Source organism: Streptomyces sp. C1-1 (assembly GCF_050214755.1).
Classification (GTDB): Bacteria; Actinomycetota; Actinomycetes; order Streptomycetales; family Streptomycetaceae; genus Streptomyces.
The window spans coordinates 5,586,294-5,601,278 of record NZ_CP189826.1; the positions used below are offsets into that span (position 1 = coordinate 5,586,294).

The following is a 14,985-nucleotide window of genomic DNA, read 5'->3' on the forward strand; positions in this document are numbered from 1 at the left end:
GGGGCGCACCCGTCGTACAAATTAATGCAAGCATGCTTGCTTGTTTCTTGGGCCACTGCCATGCTCGCCCCATGGCTGACCCGACGCCCGTCATCGACGACCTGCGTGCGGAGAGCGAGGAACTCGACCTGCTCGTGGCCGAGTTGAGCCCCGAGCAGTGGGCCCTCGCGACCCCCGCCTCCGGCTGGACCGTCGCTCATCAGATCGCGCACCTGGCCTGGACCGACCACTCCTCCGTGCTGGCCGTGACCGACCACGACGCCTTCTCCCGCGAGGTCGAGAAGGCCCTGGCCGCACCCGGGGACTTCGTGGACGAGGGCGCGGAGGACGGCGCGCGCAAGCCGCCCGAGCGGCTCCTCGCCGACTGGCGGGCCGGACGGCGGGCGCTGGAGGAGGCCCTGCGCGCCGCGCCCGAGGGCGCCCGCTTCCCCTGGTACGGGCCGCCCATGTCCACCGCCTCCATGGCCACCGCCCGCCTCATGGAGACCTGGGCCCACGGCATGGACGTCGCCGACGCCCTCGGTGTGCGGCGCACCCCCACCGACCGGCTCCGTCACATCGCCCGCCTCGGCGTCCGCACCCGCGACTTCGCCTTCGGCGTGCACGGCATGCCCGTGCCGTTCGAGGAGTTCCGCGTCGAACTGACCGCACCCTCCGGCGAGGTCTGGACCTACGGCCCCGAGGACGCCGCCGACCGCGTCACCGGCCCCGCCGTCGACTTCTGCCTCCTGGTCACCCAGCGCGCCCACCGCTCCGACCTCGCCCTGCGCGCCGCCGGCCCCGACGCGGACCGCTGGCTGGACATCGCCCAGGCCTTCGCGGGGCCGCCGGGCAAGGGCCGCCAGGCGAAGGGGGACACCCCGTGACGGTGCTGCGCGTCGGCAACGCGTCCGGTTTCTACGGCGACCGCTTCGACGCCCTGCGGGAGATGCTCACCGGCGGCGAGCTGGACGTCCTGACCGGCGACTACCTCGCCGAACTGACCATGCTCATCCTGGGGCGGGACCGCCTGAAGGACCCCGCGGCCGGGTATGCCCGCACCTTCCTGCGCCAGCTGGAGGAGTGCCTCGGCCTCGCCCACGAGCGCGGCGTCAGGATCGTCACCAACGCCGGCGGCCTCAACCCGGCCGGACTCGCCGACGCCGTACGGGAGCTGGCCGACCGGCTCGGCATCCCCGTGCGCGTCGCCCATGTCGAGGGCGACGACCTCAAGGCCCTGCACCCGGACAGCCTCGCCGCCCACGCCTACCTCGGCGGTTTCGGCATCGCCGAGTGCCTGCGGGCCGGCGCCGACGTCGTCGTCACCGGGCGGGTCACGGACGCGGCACTGGTCACCGGGCCGGCCGCCGCCCACTTCGGCTGGGGACCCGGCGACCACGACCGGCTGGCGGGCGCCGTCGTCGCCGGGCACGTGCTGGAGTGCGGCACCCAGGCCACCGGCGGCAACTACGCCTTCTTCCGGGAGGGCGACGTCCGCCGCCCCGGCTTCCCGCTCGCCGAGCTCCACGAGGACGGCAGCTGCGTCATCACCAAGCACCCCGGCACCGGCGGCCTCGTCGACGTCGGCACGGTGACCGCGCAGCTGCTGTACGAGACGACGGGCGCCCGGTACGCGGGACCCGACGTCACCGCCCGCCTCGACAGCGTCCGCCTCACCCAGGACGGCCCCGACCGCGTCCGTGTCCAGGGCGTGCGCGGCGAGGCCCCGCCGCCCGACCTCAAGGTCGGCCTCAACCGCCTCGGCGGCTTCCGCAACGAGGTCGCCTTCGTCCTCACCGGCCTCGACATCGAGGCGAAGGCCGCGCTGGTGCGCGAGCAGATGGCCCCCGCGCTCGGCAAGGTCGCCGACGTGCGCTGGGACCTGGCCCGCACCGACCGGCCCGACGCCTCCACCGAGGAGACGGCGAGCGCCCTGCTGCGGCTCGTCGTGCGCGACCCGGACGAGCAGCTCGTCGGACGGCCGCTGACCGCGGCGGCCGTGGAGCTCGCACTGGCCAGTTACCCCGGCTTCCATCTGCTCGCGCCGCCCGGGAAGGGCACGCCCTTCGGGGTCTTCGAGGACGTGTACGTCCCCCAGGGCGCCGTCGACCACGTGGCCGTCCTGCCCGACGGGCGCCGGGTGGCCGTGGCACCGGCCCCCGACACCCTCGTACTCGAGGACCCGTCCGAGCCCGGGCCGCCGGAGCCGCTTCCCGCCGGGCCCGTCCGACGCGCGCCCCTCGGGCTCGTCGCGGGCGCCCGCAGCGGGGACAAGGGCGGCAACGCCAACGTCGGGGTGTGGGTGCGGTCGGACGCGGCCTGGCGCTGGCTCGCCCACGAGCTGACGACGGAACGCTTCCGCGAGCTGCTCCCCGAGAGCCGCGGCCTGCCCGTCACCCGGCACGTCCTGCCGAACCTGCGCGCCCTGAACTTCGTCGTCGAGGGCATCCTCGGCGCCGGCGTCGCCGCCCAGCACCGCTTCGACCCGCAGGCCAAGGCCCTCGGCGAATGGCTGCGCTCCCGCCACCTGGACATCCCGGAGGACCTGCTGTGACGGTGATCAACTCCGGCTTGGACACGGCCGGTCCCGACTACCGGGCGAACCGCGAGGCCATGCTCGCCAAGCTCGCCGACCTCGACGCCGAGCACGCCAAGGCCCTCGCGGGCGGCGGCGAGAAGTACGTCGCCCGGCACCGGAAGCGCGGCAAGCTGCTCGCCCGCGAACGCATCGAACTGCTCCTCGACCCCGACACCCCCTTCCTGGAGCTGTCGCCGCTCGCCGCCTGGGGCAGCGAGTACGCGGTGGGCGCCTCGCTCGTCACCGGGATCGGCGTCGTCGAGGGCGTCGAGTGCCTGATCACCGCCAACGACCCGACCGTGCGCGGCGGCGCCAGCAACCCCTGGTCGCTGAAGAAGGCCCTGCGCGCCAACGACATCGCGCTCGCCAACCGGCTGCCCTGCATCAGCCTGGTGGAGTCGGGAGGCGCCGATCTGCCCTCCCAGAAGGAGATCTTCATCCCGGGCGGCGCGATCTTCCGCGACCTGACCCGGCTGTCGGCCGCCGGCATCCCCACCGTCGCCGTCGTCTTCGGCAACTCCACCGCGGGCGGCGCGTACATCCCCGGCATGTCCGACCACGTGATCATGGTCAAGGAGCGCGCGAAGGTCTTCCTCGGCGGACCACCCCTGGTGAAGATGGCGACCGGCGAGGAGAGCGACGACGAGTCGCTGGGCGGCGCCGAGATGCACGCGCGCGTGTCCGGGCTCGCGGACTACTTCGCCGTCGACGAACAGGACGCCCTGCGCCAGGCCCGGCGCGTGGTCGCGCGCCTCAACCACCGCAAGGCGTACGTCGATCCGGGCCCGGCCGTGCCCCCTAAGTACTCCGCCGACGAACTGCTCGGCATCGTCCCCGGCGACCTCAAGATCCCCTTCGACCCGCGCGAGGTGATCGCCCGCATCGTCGACGCCTCCGACTTCGACGAGTTCAAGCCGCTGTACGGCACCAGCCTGACGACCGGCTGGGCCACCCTGCACGGCTATCCCGTCGGCGTCCTCGCCAACGCCCAGGGCGTGCTGTTCAGCGCGGAGTCGCAGAAGGCCGCCCAGTTCATCCAGCTCGCCAACCAGCGCGACATCCCCCTGCTCTTCCTGCACAACACCACCGGCTACATGGTCGGCAAGGAGTACGAACAGGGCGGCATCATCAAGCACGGCGCCATGATGATCAACGCGGTCTCCAACTCGAAGGTGCCGCACCTGTCGGTCCTCATGGGCGCCTCCTACGGCGCCGGGCACTACGGCATGTGCGGGCGCGCCTACGACCCCCGCTTCCTGTTCGCCTGGCCCAGCGCCAAGTCCGCCGTGATGGGCCCGCAGCAGCTGGCCGGCGTGCTGTCGATCGTCGCCCGCCAGTCGGCGGCCGCGAAGGGGCACCCCTACGACGAGGACGCGGACGCCGCCCTGCGCGCCATGGTCGAGCAGCAGATCGAGTCCGAGTCGCTGCCCATGTTCCTGTCCGGGCGGCTGTACGACGACGGCGTCATCGACCCGCGCGACACCCGCACCGTCCTCGGCCTGTGCCTGTCGGCCGTCCACACGGCACCGTTCGAGGGCGCGCGCGGCGGCTTCGGCGTCTTCCGGATGTGAGGGATCACGTGATTTCGACTCTGCTCGTCGCCAACCGGGGCGAGATCGCCCGCCGCATCTTCCGCACCTGCCGCGAACTGGGCATCCGGACGGTCGCCGTGCACTCGGACGCCGACGAAGGCGCGCTCCACACGCGCGTGGCCGACACGGCGGTACGGCTGCCGGGCGCGGCGCCCGCGGACACCTACCTGCGCGGCGACCTGATCGTGAAGGCCGCCGTCGCCGCCGGCGCGGACGCCGTGCACCCCGGCTACGGCTTCCTCTCCGAGAACGCCGACTTCGCCCGCGCGGTCCTCGACGCGGGACTGCTCTGGATCGGCCCGCCGCCGGAGGCCATCGAGGCGATGGCGTCCAAGACTTGCGCCAAGGACCTCATGGGCATCGCCCCCCTGGCCACCGAGGACGTGACCGAGGCCGACCTGCCGGTGCTGGTGAAGGCGGCCGCGGGCGGCGGGGGGCGCGGGATGCGGATCGTGCGCCGCCTGGCGGAGCTGGACGCCGCACTGCGGGCCGCGCGCGCCGAGGCCGCGAGCGCCTTCGGCGACGGAGAGGTGTTCGTCGAGCCGTACCTGGAGGGCGGACGCCACGTCGAGGTCCAGGTGCTCGCCGACACCCACGGCACGGTGTGGACGCTGGGCACCCGCGACTGCTCCCTGCAGCGCCGCCACCAGAAGGTGATCGAGGAGGCGCCGGCGCCGGGCCTCACCGAGGGGCTCGCGGAGGAACTGCGCGCGCTGGCCGTACGCGCCGCACGCGCCGTGGACTACGTGGGCGCCGGCACCGTCGAGTTCCTGGTCGCCGGCGACCGCGCGCACTTCCTGGAGATGAACACCCGCCTCCAGGTCGAGCACCCGGTGACCGAGGCCGTGTTCGGCATCGACCTGGTCGCCGAACAGATCCGCGTCGCGGAAGGCCACGCCCTCGCGAGCGACCCGCCACCCGCGCGCGGCCACGCCGTCGAGGCCCGCCTGTACGCCGAGGACCCGGCGACCGACTGGACCCCCCAGACCGGCACCCTGCACCGCCTCGCCTTCCCCGACGGCATCCGCCTCGACACCGGCTACGAGGACGGCGACACCATCGGCGTCCACTACGACCCCATGCTCGCCAAGGCGATCGCGCACGCCCCCACGCGCGCGCAGGCGCTGCGCGCACTGGCGGGCGCCCTGGAACGCGCGGCCGTCCACGGTCCCGCCACCAACCGCGACGTCCTCGTCCGCTCCCTGCGCCACGAGGAGTTCACGCAGGCCCGCATGGACACGGCCTTCTACGACCGCCACCTGCCCGAGCTCACGGCCCCCGCGCCCGACCCCTACGCCCCGCTGGCCGCCGCCCTCGCCCAGGCCCACGGCGCCTCCCGCTTCGGCGGCTGGCGCAACGTCCCCTCCCAGCCGCAGGTGAAGCGGTACGCGATGGCCGGCGAGGAGCACGAGGTCCGCTACCGGCACACCCGCGACGGCCTGGAAGCCGACGGAGTCCGGGTCGTGCACGCCGCCCCCGACCTCGTCGTCCTCGAAGTGGACGGCGTACAGCGGAAGTTCGAGGTGGCGCGGTACGGCGACGAGGTGTACGTGGGCGCGACCGCCTTGCGCGCCCTGCCACGCTTCCCCGACCCCACCGCCCAGCACGCCCCGGGGTCCCTGCTGGCCCCCATGCCGGGCACGGTCGTCAGGGTGGCGGACGGGCTGGCCGTGGGAGCCGCCGTACAGGCCGGGCAGCCCCTGCTCTGGCTGGAGGCGATGAAGATGCAGCACAAGATCGCCGCCCCGGTCACGGGGACGCTGAGCGAGCTGCGAGTGGGGCCGGGTCAACAAGTGGAGCCCGGCGCTCTGCTGGCGGTGGTGCAAGCGCCCCAGTAGGGCACGGGGCTGTATTGATTTGCGGCTACCGCCGCCGTGAGCGCGACCAGCCACACACAACCCGCACCCCGAAGGAGTCCAGATGACCCTCCTCGAAACCGAAGAACACAAAGCCCTCCGCTCCGCCGTCGCCGCCCTCGGCAAACGCCACGGCCGCGACTACGACCGCGAAGCCCTCTGGGCCGAAGCGGCCAAACTCGGCTACCTCGGCGTCAACCTCCCGGAGGAATACGGCGGAGGTGGCGGCGGGATCTCCGAACTCTCCATCGTGCTTGAGGAGTTGGGCGCCGCCGGCTGCCCCCTGCTCATGATGGTCGTCTCCCCGGCCATCTGCGGCACCGTCATCGCCCGCTTCGGCACGGACGCCCAGAAACGCGAATGGCTCCCCGGCCTCGCGGACGGCACCCGCACCATGGCCTTCGGCATCACCGAACCCGACGCCGGCTCCAACAGCCACCGCATCACCACCACCGCCCGCCGCGACGGCACCGACTGGCTCCTCACCGGCCGGAAAGTCTTCATCTCCGGCGTCGACATAGCCGACGCGACCCTCATCGTCGGCCGCACCGAGGACGCCCGCACCGGCACCCTCAAGCCCTGCCTGTTCATCGTCCCGCGCGACGCCGAAGGCTTCCTGCGCCGCCCCATCGACATGGAACTGGACGCCGTGGAGAAGCAGTTCGAGCTCACCCTCGACGACGTACGCCTCCCCGCGGACGCGCTCGTCGGCGACGAGGACGCCGGACTCCTCCAGCTCTTCGCCGGCCTCAACCCCGAACGCATCATGACGGCCGCCTTCGCGATCGGCATGGGCCGCTACGCCCTCGCCCAGGCCGTCGCCTACGCCCGCGACCGCTCCGTGTGGAAGACCCCGATCGGCGCCCACCAGGCCATCGCCCACCCCCTCGCCCAGGCCCACATCGAACTCGAACTCGTCCGCCTGATGATGCAGAAGGCCGCCGCCCTCTACGACGCCGGCGACGACGTCGGCGCGGGCGAGGCGGCGAACATGGCCAAGTACGCGGCCGGGGAGGCCTGCGTGAAGGCCGTCGACCAGGCCGTCCACACCCTCGGCGGCAACGGCCTCACCCGCGAATTCGGGCTCGCCCGGTTGATAACGGCGGCGCGCGTGGCTCGTATTGCTCCGGTGAGCAGGGAGATGATTCTCAACTACGTCTCCCACCAGACCCTGGGCCTGCCCAAGTCGTACTAGGAGGAACCGTGTTCCGGAGCGAGTACGCAGATGTAGCCGCAGTCGAACTCCCCATCCACGACGCGGTCCTGGGCCGGGCCGCCGAGTACGGCGACGCGCCCGCCCTCATCGACGGCACCGACGGCACCACCCTCACCTACGAACAGCTCGACCGCTTCCACCGGCGCATCGCGGCCGGCCTCACCGAGACCGGCGTGCGCAAGGGCGACGTACTGGCCCTGCACAGCCCCAACACCATCGCCTTCCCCACCGCCTTCTACGCGGCCACGCGCGCGGGCGCCGCCGTCACCACCGTGCACCCCCTCGCCACCGCCGAGGAGTTCGCCAAGCAGCTCAAGGACTCCGCCGCCCGCTGGATCGTCACCGTCTCCCCGCTGCTTCAGACCGCCCGCCGGGCCGCCGAACTCGCCGGCGGCGTCGAGGAGATCCTCGTCTGCGACAGCGCCCCCGGACACCGCTCCCTCATCGACATGCTGGGCTCCGCCGCGCCCGAACCCGTCGTCGACATCGACCCGGCCGAGGACATCGCGGCCCTCCCGTACTCCTCGGGCACCACCGGCATCCCCAAAGGCGTGATGCTCACCCACCGCCAGATCGCCACCAACCTCGCCCAGCTCGAAGCCGCCATGCCGGCCGGCCCCGGCGACCGCATCCTCGCCGTCCTGCCCTTCTTCCACATCTACGGCCTGACGGCCCTGATGAACGCCCCCCTCAGGCTCGGCGCCACCGTCGTCGTCCTGCCCCGCTTCGAACTCGACACCTTCCTCGCGGCCATCCAGAACCACCGCATCACCGGCCTGTACGTCGCCCCGCCCATCGTCCTGGCCCTCGCCAAACACCCCCTGGTCGAGCAGTACGACCTGTCGTCGCTGACCCACATCACCAGCGCGGCGGCCCCCCTCGACGCGAGCCTCGCCGAAGCCTGCTCCCGGCGCCTGGGCCTGCCGCCCGTCGGCCAGGCCTACGGCATGACGGAACTCTCCCCCGGCACCCACGTCGTACCGCTCGACGCCATGCGCGACGCCCCTCCTGGCACCGTCGGCAAACTCATCGCCGGCACCGAGATGCGTATCGTCTCCCTCGACGACCCCGACAAGGACCTAGGCGTCGGCGAGTCCGGCGAGATCCTCATCCGCGGCCCCCAGGTCATGAAGGGCTACCTCGGCCGCCCCGACGCCACCGCCGCCATGATCGACCCCGACGGCTGGCTGCACACCGGCGACGTCGGCCACGTCGACGCCGACGGCTGGCTCTTCGTCGTCGACCGCGTCAAGGAACTCATCAAGTACAAGGGCTTCCAGGTGGCCCCCGCCGAACTCGAGGCACTGCTCCTGACCCACCCGGGCATCGCCGACGCGGCCGTCATCGGCGTCTACAACGACGAGCACAACGAGGTCCCGCACGCCTACGTCGTCCGCCAGCCCACCGCCACCGACCTCTCCGAAGGCGAGGTCATGATGTACGTCGCCGAACACGTCGCCCCCTACAAACGCGTCCGCCAGGTCACCTTCATCGACGACGTCCCCAGGGCCGCCTCCGGCAAGATCCTGCGCCGCGAACTGCGGGCACCGAAGGAGCACACATGACCTTGGTCGGACGCACCCGCGCGCGAGGAGTCGAGACCCTCAGCCTCGACTCCCCGGCCAGCCGCAACGCGCTCTCCGCCGCCCTCGTCGGCGAACTCGCCGACGCGCTCACCGACTGCGCCAAGGACACCGACGTACGCGCGATCGTCCTCACCCACACCGGCAACACCTTCTGCGCCGGCGCGGACCTGCGCGACCCACCACACCCCGACGCACTGGTCGGACTGCTGCGGCAGATCGTGGAACTGCGCAAACCCGTCGTGGCCCGGGTCACCGGACACGTCCGCGCCGGAGGCCTGGGCCTGCTCGCGGCCTGCGACATCGCACTCGCCTCCACCGAGGCCACCTTCGCGTTCACCGAGGTACGCATCGGCGTGGCCCCCGCGGTCATCTCCCTGCCGCTGCTGCCCCGCACCGACCCGCGCGCCCTCGCCCGCTACTACCTCACCGGCGAACGCCTCGACGCGGCCGAGGCCGCCCGCATCGGCCTGCTCACGGCCGCCGGCGACGACGTCGACGCCGTACTGGCACCCGTCCTCGACGGCCTGCGCAGAGCCGCACCCCAGGGCCTGGCCGAGACGAAGGCCCTGCTCACGGCTAAGGTGCTGGAAGCCTTCGACCGGGACGCGGCCGACCTGACCGCGCTCTCGGCCCGGCTGTTCGCCTCCCCGCAGGCCCGCGAGGGAATGACGGCCTTCCTGGAACGACGGGATCCCACATGGGTGCTGTGACCACAGCCGACCGCGGCGAGCGCGCCCCCAAGCAGGACCGCAGCCGGGCCACCCGGCAGCGCCTGCTGGAGGCCGCCGTCGCCTGCCTCGCCGAACACGGCTGGGCCGGCTCCACGGTCTCCGTCGTCGCCGAACGCGCCGGCGTCTCCCGCGGCGCCGCCCAGCACCACTTCCCGACCCGGGAGGACCTGTTCACGGCGGCCGTCGAATACGTCGCGGAGGAACGGTCCACGGCCATCCGCGCCCTGTTCCCCGACGGAGCGGGCGACGACCGGCAGGCCGTCGTCACCGCCCTCGTCGACCTCTACACCGGCCCCCTCTTCCGCGCCGCCCTGCACCTGTGGGTGGCCGCGTCCAACGAGGAGCCGCTGCGCCCCCGCGTCACCGAACTGGAGGCGCGGGTCGGCCGCGAGACCCACCGGATCGCGGTCGAACTGCTGGGCGCCGACGAGTCCCGCCCCGGCGTACGGGAGACCGTGCAGGGCCTGCTGGACATGGCCCGGGGCCTCGGCCTGGCGAACCTGCTCACCGACGACACCGGGCGCCGCGACCGGGTGATCGCCCAGTGGTCGCGGATCCTCGACCGCATCCTCACGGACTGAGCCGCTCCACCCGCCAGCTCCCGTCCGCCTCCGCCACGTACCGCAACCGGTCGTGCAGCCGGTTCTCCCGGCCCTGCCAGAACTCCACCGTCTGCGGCGCCACCCGGAACCCGCCCCAGTGCGGCGGCACCGGCACCTGCTCGCCCTCCGGATAGCGGGCCTCCAGCTCCGCGTACGAGGCGTCGAGCTCGGCCCGCGAGGCGACGACACTGGACTGGGCGCTGGCCCAGGCACCGAGCTGCGAGCCGTGCGGCCGGGTGCGGAAGTACGCGGCGGTCTCGTCACGGCCGGTGCGGCGGGCGATGCCGCCGACGATGACCTGGCGGGCCATGGGGTGCCAGGGGAACATCAGCGAGACGTACGGGTTCTCCGCCAGGTCGCGGGCCTTGCGGGAGCCGTAGTTGGTGTAGAAGACGAAGCCCTGCTCGTCGAAGCCCTTCAGCAGCACCGTACGAGAGCTCGGCCGGCCCTGGGCGTCGGCCGTGGAGACGACCATGGCGTTCGGCTCGAAGAGATGCGCCTCCGTCGCGGCCTGCGCGAACCAGTGCGCGAACTGCGCCACCGGAGTGGCGGCCAGATCGGACTCGGCGAGCCCTTCGGCCCGGTACTGCTTGCGCATGGCGGCGGGATCGAGGGGGACGGCGTGTCGATCGGTCACGCGGTCATCTTGCCGTACGCACGTGTGCCGTCCGCCATGGTGTCGGGCATCCCGAAGAGCCCGCGCATGGCACTGAGTGCCATGAAGGCTCCCCAAATATGGCACTGGGGGATATCGTGCTGGTCTCGTTCCGGTTGAGCGACCAGCCGCACGGGGCATCACCAGGGTGGCCACCAGGACCACGAGTCGCACGACCGACCGGGGATCCCATGGCCGAGCCGCCCGTACCTCTGCCCGTACCCACCACGAGGAGCCGCCTGATGTCCGACTTCGTACCCGGACTCGAGGGAGTCGTCGCGTTCGAGACGGAGATCGCCGAACCGGACAAGGAGGGCGGCGCCCTCCGCTACCGGGGCGTCGACATCGAGGACCTGGTCGGTCACGTCTCCTTCGGCAACGTCTGGGGGCTGCTGGTCGACGGAGCCTTCAACCCCGGCCTGCCGCCCGCCGAGCCCTTCCCCATCCCCGTGCACTCCGGCGACATCCGGGTGGACGTCCAGTCGGCGCTCGCCATGCTGGCACCGGTGTGGGGCCTCAAACCGCTGCTCGACATCGATGCCGAACAGGCCCGCGAGGACCTGGCCCGGGCCGCCGTCATGGCCCTGTCCTACGTCGCCCAGTCCGCCCGCGGCCAGGGCCGCCCCATGGTCCCCCAGAGCGAGATCGACAAGGCCCGCTCCGTCGTCGAGCGCTTCATGATCCGCTGGCGGGGCGAGCCGGACCCCAAGCACGTCGCCGCCGTCGACGCCTACTGGACCTCCGCCGCCGAGCACGGCATGAACGCCTCGACCTTCACCGCCCGCGTCATCGCCTCCACGGGCGCCGACGTGGCGGCCGCCCTCTCCGGCGCCGTGGGCGCCATGTCCGGCCCGCTGCACGGCGGCGCCCCCTCCCGCGTGCTCGGCATGATCGAGGAGATCGAGCGGACCGGGGACGCCGAGGCCTACGTCAAGCAGGCCCTCGACAAGGGTGAGCGCCTGATGGGCTTCGGCCACCGCGTCTACCGCGCCGAGGACCCCCGCGCGCGCGTACTGCGCCGCACCGCCCGCGAGCTGGGCGCACCCCGCTTCGAGGTGGCCGAGGCGCTGGAGAAGGCCGCCCTGGCCGAGCTGCACGCACGACGCCCCGACCGGGTACTGGCGACGAACGTCGAGTTCTGGGCGGCGATCGTGCTGGACTTCGCGGAGGTACCGGCCCACATGTTCACGTCGATGTTCACGTGCGCCCGCACGGCGGGCTGGTCGGCGCACATCCTGGAGCAGAAGCGCACCGGACGCCTGGTGCGGCCGTCCGCACGCTACGTGGGGCCGTCCGCCCGCCCGCCGCGCGAGGTCGAGGGCTACGACGGCATCTCCGCGGGCTGACCCGCGGAACGCAGACGACCCGCGAGCTCTGGTTCCTCCGCCTCGGCGGAGGAGCCGGCCGGACGTACCGGCGAGCTCGCGGGTCGGGTGACTGCTTGGGATTGGGCCGGCTGCACGCTTCTCTCACGCGCTGGTCCGGCACCGCACTCGATGTGGTGCCGGGCCGCTAGCCCGCAGCCACCTCGCACGTCCGGGATTCATACATGTACCGGATCACCTCCTTTCAGCGATGAGCCTCACCCTAAGAACCGGTCGGCCACCGATCAACCGTTTTTCCATGAACTTCCTGGCACCGGCTCCGGGCGAGTGCGGTAGCCACAGCCGTCGCCCCGCTGGAGGAGCCGGAGGTTCCCGTGGCATACGTCGATGCGTCCGCCGGGCGTGGCGAGACTGTGCTGACCCCTGGCGCGCACGGAGATGCGACCGCTCCACGTGCCCTTCCACCTCCCCGTGGGCATGACGGCCCGCACGAGGTCCCCTGTGACGTAGCCGAAATGTCGCTTGGCGCGGGTCCGCAGCAGACGGGGGAATCCGAAGCGGTCCGGGGTGGTACGGGCGTAGGAGCCGCGTCCGGTGGCTTCGACGACGAGGACGAACTCGGGAACCCGAACGATCGCGTCCCCGCTCTCATGACCGAAGGGGCCGACGGACAGCGCATCCAGAGTGTGCGTCTTGCCGAGGCCGGTGACGTCGCGGTTCGCCTTCGTCAGGGCGCCCGGCCAGGTGTACACGGGTTTCCCGAGCGCCTCCAGTCCCGCCGTCAGTCGTTGCTGGGTTGCGTTCATCGCGGCAGCGCCGCGGAGTGACGCCCGGGTCTGCTCGACGATCCGTTCCAGGCGGCCGGGATCGTCGGCGAGAAATAGCTCGACGGGTCTGCTTCCTTTGGCCCTGTTGCAGGGCACGCATGCGAGGACGAGGTTGGAGATGCGGTTCGAACCGCCTCGGCTGCGAGGCTGTAGGTGCTCGATGTTCAAAGGCACTTCCGTCGCGCCGCAGTAGGCGCAGGAGCTGTTCCACCTGGCGTGAAGGCAGGAGCGGACCGTGGTCCCGGCAAGGGGGCCTCGAGCGTACTGAGTGCCGTACAGCCGCCTGCCCGCACTCATGGCGTGCGTATTACCTTCTTCTCGTCCGTGAGGACCGGACCGGTGCCTTTCGCTCCGGGGTCGATGCGCAATTGGACGCCTTCGATCTCCGAGTCGGTCAGCGCGCGGTCTTTCAGCCTGACAGTGAACGGAACCTGCCGGGCGACCACGGCCCTTCCCCTGCGGAGGAGTTCGCGAGCACGGGCGGGGTGGCAGGGCATGAGAGGCCGACCGTCCTTGGAGAGGACGAACACCCGGCTCGCACCCACACCGCCCGCGTACGGCCGGTCGCTGCTGGGAGCGTCACCGCTCCCGTTCTCTGCCTTCTCCGCCGCCGTGGCAGCGGGCTCGGCGTGACGCCGACGGGTTTTGGTGCAACGCCCGTCGGTCTCCCCTCGCCCATGTTCTCTGCCGGTGCCCCGCGCGGTGGCGGGGTGTCCATGAGCCGTTTCGTCCCTGCTCCCAGGGTTGTCTGCTCTCACGGATTCCAGAGCAGGCTGCTGAGGAAGCACAGCCTGGTGGGACTGCCCGCCTGCAGGAAACGTAGTCATCGGGTACACCTCCCTGATCGTCCGATCGTGATGACTGGGGCTGGTCACTCGACGGCTGTCGCCGGGGAGCGAGTGACCTCCCTTCTCGTGTAAGCAGGTCACATTAGTGATTACGGGGAATAGTGGGGATGAAAGCGCCCTGTAGCGCTCATTCGTGCGACGAATGCCCAATCCTCGAACACCTCACCGATCTCCGTGCTAGGGCCCGGTCGTTAAGTCATGGACGCATCTCCGCTGCTCACTTACCTTTTCGCGCATGACGAACCGGCGTGCGATTTTTAGTGGGTCTGACTTCGAGGAGCGGATCGGGTATGCCCGGGCCGTGGTCGACGGGGAGTGGGTGCATGTGTCGGGGACCACGGGGTTCGACTACTCGGCCATGACGATCTCCGAGGACGTCGTCGAGCAGGCCGAGCAGTGTCTGCGGAACATCGGGGACGCGCTCGCGGAGGCCGGGTGCGGGTTCGAGGACGTCGTGCGGGTGCGGTACCTGCTGCCCGAGCGGGAGGACTTCGAGCCGTGCTGGCCGGTGCTGCGGCGGGCGTTCGGGGAGGTGCGGCCGGCGGCGACGATGATGGTGTGCGGGCTGGCGGACCCCCGGATGAGGATCGAGATCGAGGTGTACGCGCGGCGGCCCGAGCTGCGGTTCGAGGCCGTGCACGGGGTGGAGATGCTGGAGGAGTGGCGGTACGTGCACAACGAGGTCGTGCCGCCCGCCGCGATGTCCCTCGACGACGCCCGGGAGCGGCTGGGGCGGTACCGGATGGAGAACGCGTACCTGGGGGACGTGCTCGTCGGGTGTTCCACCGTGCGGCCGCCGGAGGGCGAGGGTGCGACGGCGACCGTGATCGCCCGTGTGCTGCCCGGGTACCGGGGGCGGGGGTTCGGGGCGGCCCTGTACGAGCGGGGTCTCGCCCACGCGCGCGTGCTGGGCGCGAGGGCCGTCGAGACGTGTGTGCTGGCTGCCAACGAGGACGGGCTGCGGTTCGCCGTGAAGCGGGGGTTCGTGGAGACGGAGCGGTACGTGCTCGACGGTGGGAGCGACCTGTGGATCGATCTCCGGCTCGGAATGGATTGATCTTCGGCCGCCAATGGGCGGATGCTGGAGACGGAGGCGGCTTGCAACGATTCCTTCAATCTTGTGGGAACTCGGTGTGTGCTGCGTCACGTTCCAGTTAGATGATTGCGAGTGAGCGAACCGGCGTGCCGTA

Annotated in this window: 13 protein-coding genes and 1 pseudogene; 10 read left to right on the plus strand and 4 right to left on the minus strand. The window is 71.8% G+C overall.

Going from position 1 to position 14,985, the window contains the following annotated elements; translation table 11 throughout:
* The first annotated feature begins 71 nt into the window (after nt 1-71).
* From ACQF4J_RS25645 to ACQF4J_RS25680, 8 genes are all read left to right on the plus strand, one after another.
* On the plus strand, nt 72-866 hold the full coding sequence (locus ACQF4J_RS25645) for a TIGR03084 family metal-binding protein (RefSeq protein ID WP_427166866.1): 795 nt from the start codon (nt 72-74) through the stop codon (nt 864-866).
* Nucleotides 863-2,533, plus strand: coding sequence for an acyclic terpene utilization AtuA family protein (locus ACQF4J_RS25650; protein ID WP_351560801.1), 1,671 nt, complete (start codon nt 863-865; stop codon nt 2,531-2,533). Before ACQF4J_RS25645 ends, ACQF4J_RS25650 begins: the two co-directional genes overlap by 4 nt.
* Nucleotides 2,488-4,128, plus strand: coding sequence for an acyl-CoA carboxylase subunit beta (locus ACQF4J_RS25655; RefSeq protein ID WP_427166867.1), 1,641 nt, complete (start codon nt 2,488-2,490; stop codon nt 4,126-4,128). The genes ACQF4J_RS25650 and ACQF4J_RS25655 overlap by 46 nt, the downstream gene beginning before the upstream one ends.
* Nucleotides 4,129-4,136: 8 nt before the next feature.
* A complete protein-coding gene (locus ACQF4J_RS25660; RefSeq protein ID WP_427166868.1) occupies nt 4,137-5,987 on the plus strand; it encodes a biotin carboxylase N-terminal domain-containing protein in 1,851 nt (616 codons plus the stop codon).
* 82 nt (nt 5,988-6,069) lie between these two features.
* Entirely contained in the window at nt 6,070-7,200 is a 1,131-nt protein-coding gene (locus ACQF4J_RS25665; protein WP_351560807.1) for an acyl-CoA dehydrogenase family protein, read from the plus strand.
* 8 nt (nt 7,201-7,208) lie between these two features.
* Nucleotides 7,209-8,786 carry a 4-coumarate--CoA ligase family protein gene (locus ACQF4J_RS25670; RefSeq protein WP_351560809.1) on the plus strand — a complete coding sequence of 526 codons (1,578 nt, stop codon included), beginning with the start codon at nt 7,209-7,211 and terminating at the stop codon, nt 8,784-8,786.
* Nucleotides 8,783-9,517, plus strand: a complete 735-nt coding sequence (locus ACQF4J_RS25675) for an enoyl-CoA hydratase family protein (protein ID WP_351560811.1) — start codon at nt 8,783-8,785, stop codon at nt 9,515-9,517. Before ACQF4J_RS25670 ends, ACQF4J_RS25675 begins: the two co-directional genes overlap by 4 nt.
* Entirely contained in the window at nt 9,505-10,119 is a 615-nt protein-coding gene (locus tag ACQF4J_RS25680) for a TetR/AcrR family transcriptional regulator (protein ID WP_351560813.1), read from the plus strand. Before ACQF4J_RS25675 ends, ACQF4J_RS25680 begins: the two co-directional genes overlap by 13 nt.
* Here the strand turns inward: ACQF4J_RS25680 and pdxH are convergent.
* Nucleotides 10,109-10,777 (minus strand): pyridoxamine 5'-phosphate oxidase, encoded by a 669-nt coding sequence (pdxH, locus tag ACQF4J_RS25685; RefSeq protein WP_351560815.1) that lies wholly within the window; start codon nt 10,775-10,777, stop codon nt 10,109-10,111. The two genes, ACQF4J_RS25680 and pdxH, sit on opposite strands and share 11 nt — an antisense overlap.
* A gap of 260 nt (nt 10,778-11,037) precedes the next feature.
* On the opposite strand from pdxH, the gene ACQF4J_RS25690 reads away from it, so the two are divergent.
* A complete protein-coding gene (locus ACQF4J_RS25690; RefSeq protein ID WP_427166869.1) occupies nt 11,038-12,141 on the plus strand; it encodes a citrate synthase 2 in 1,104 nt (367 codons plus the stop codon).
* Nucleotides 12,142-12,404: 263 nt separating this feature from the next.
* Here ACQF4J_RS25690 and ACQF4J_RS25695 read toward each other — a convergent pair whose 3' ends face one another.
* The 3 genes and pseudogenes from ACQF4J_RS25695 to ACQF4J_RS25705 form a co-directional block, all read right to left on the minus strand.
* On the minus strand, nt 12,405-12,926 hold the full coding sequence (locus ACQF4J_RS25695; RefSeq protein ID WP_427168717.1) for a hypothetical protein: 522 nt from the start codon (nt 12,924-12,926) through the stop codon (nt 12,405-12,407).
* A 135-nt stretch (nt 12,927-13,061) separates the two neighbouring features.
* A pseudogene (locus ACQF4J_RS25700) lies at nt 13,062-13,244 on the minus strand (RNA-guided endonuclease IscB); the annotation flags it as partial.
* Entirely contained in the window at nt 13,241-13,774 is a 534-nt protein-coding gene (locus ACQF4J_RS25705) for an RRXRR domain-containing protein (protein WP_427168613.1), read from the minus strand. The pseudogene ACQF4J_RS25700 and the gene ACQF4J_RS25705, both read right to left, overlap by 4 nt.
* A 256-nt stretch (nt 13,775-14,030) precedes the next feature.
* Between ACQF4J_RS25705 and ACQF4J_RS25710 the strand changes: the two genes are divergently transcribed.
* Nucleotides 14,031-14,852 carry a GNAT family N-acetyltransferase gene (locus tag ACQF4J_RS25710; protein WP_427166870.1) on the plus strand — a complete coding sequence of 274 codons (822 nt, stop codon included), beginning with the start codon at nt 14,031-14,033 and terminating at the stop codon, nt 14,850-14,852.
* Nucleotides 14,853-14,985: the final 133 nt, after the last annotated feature.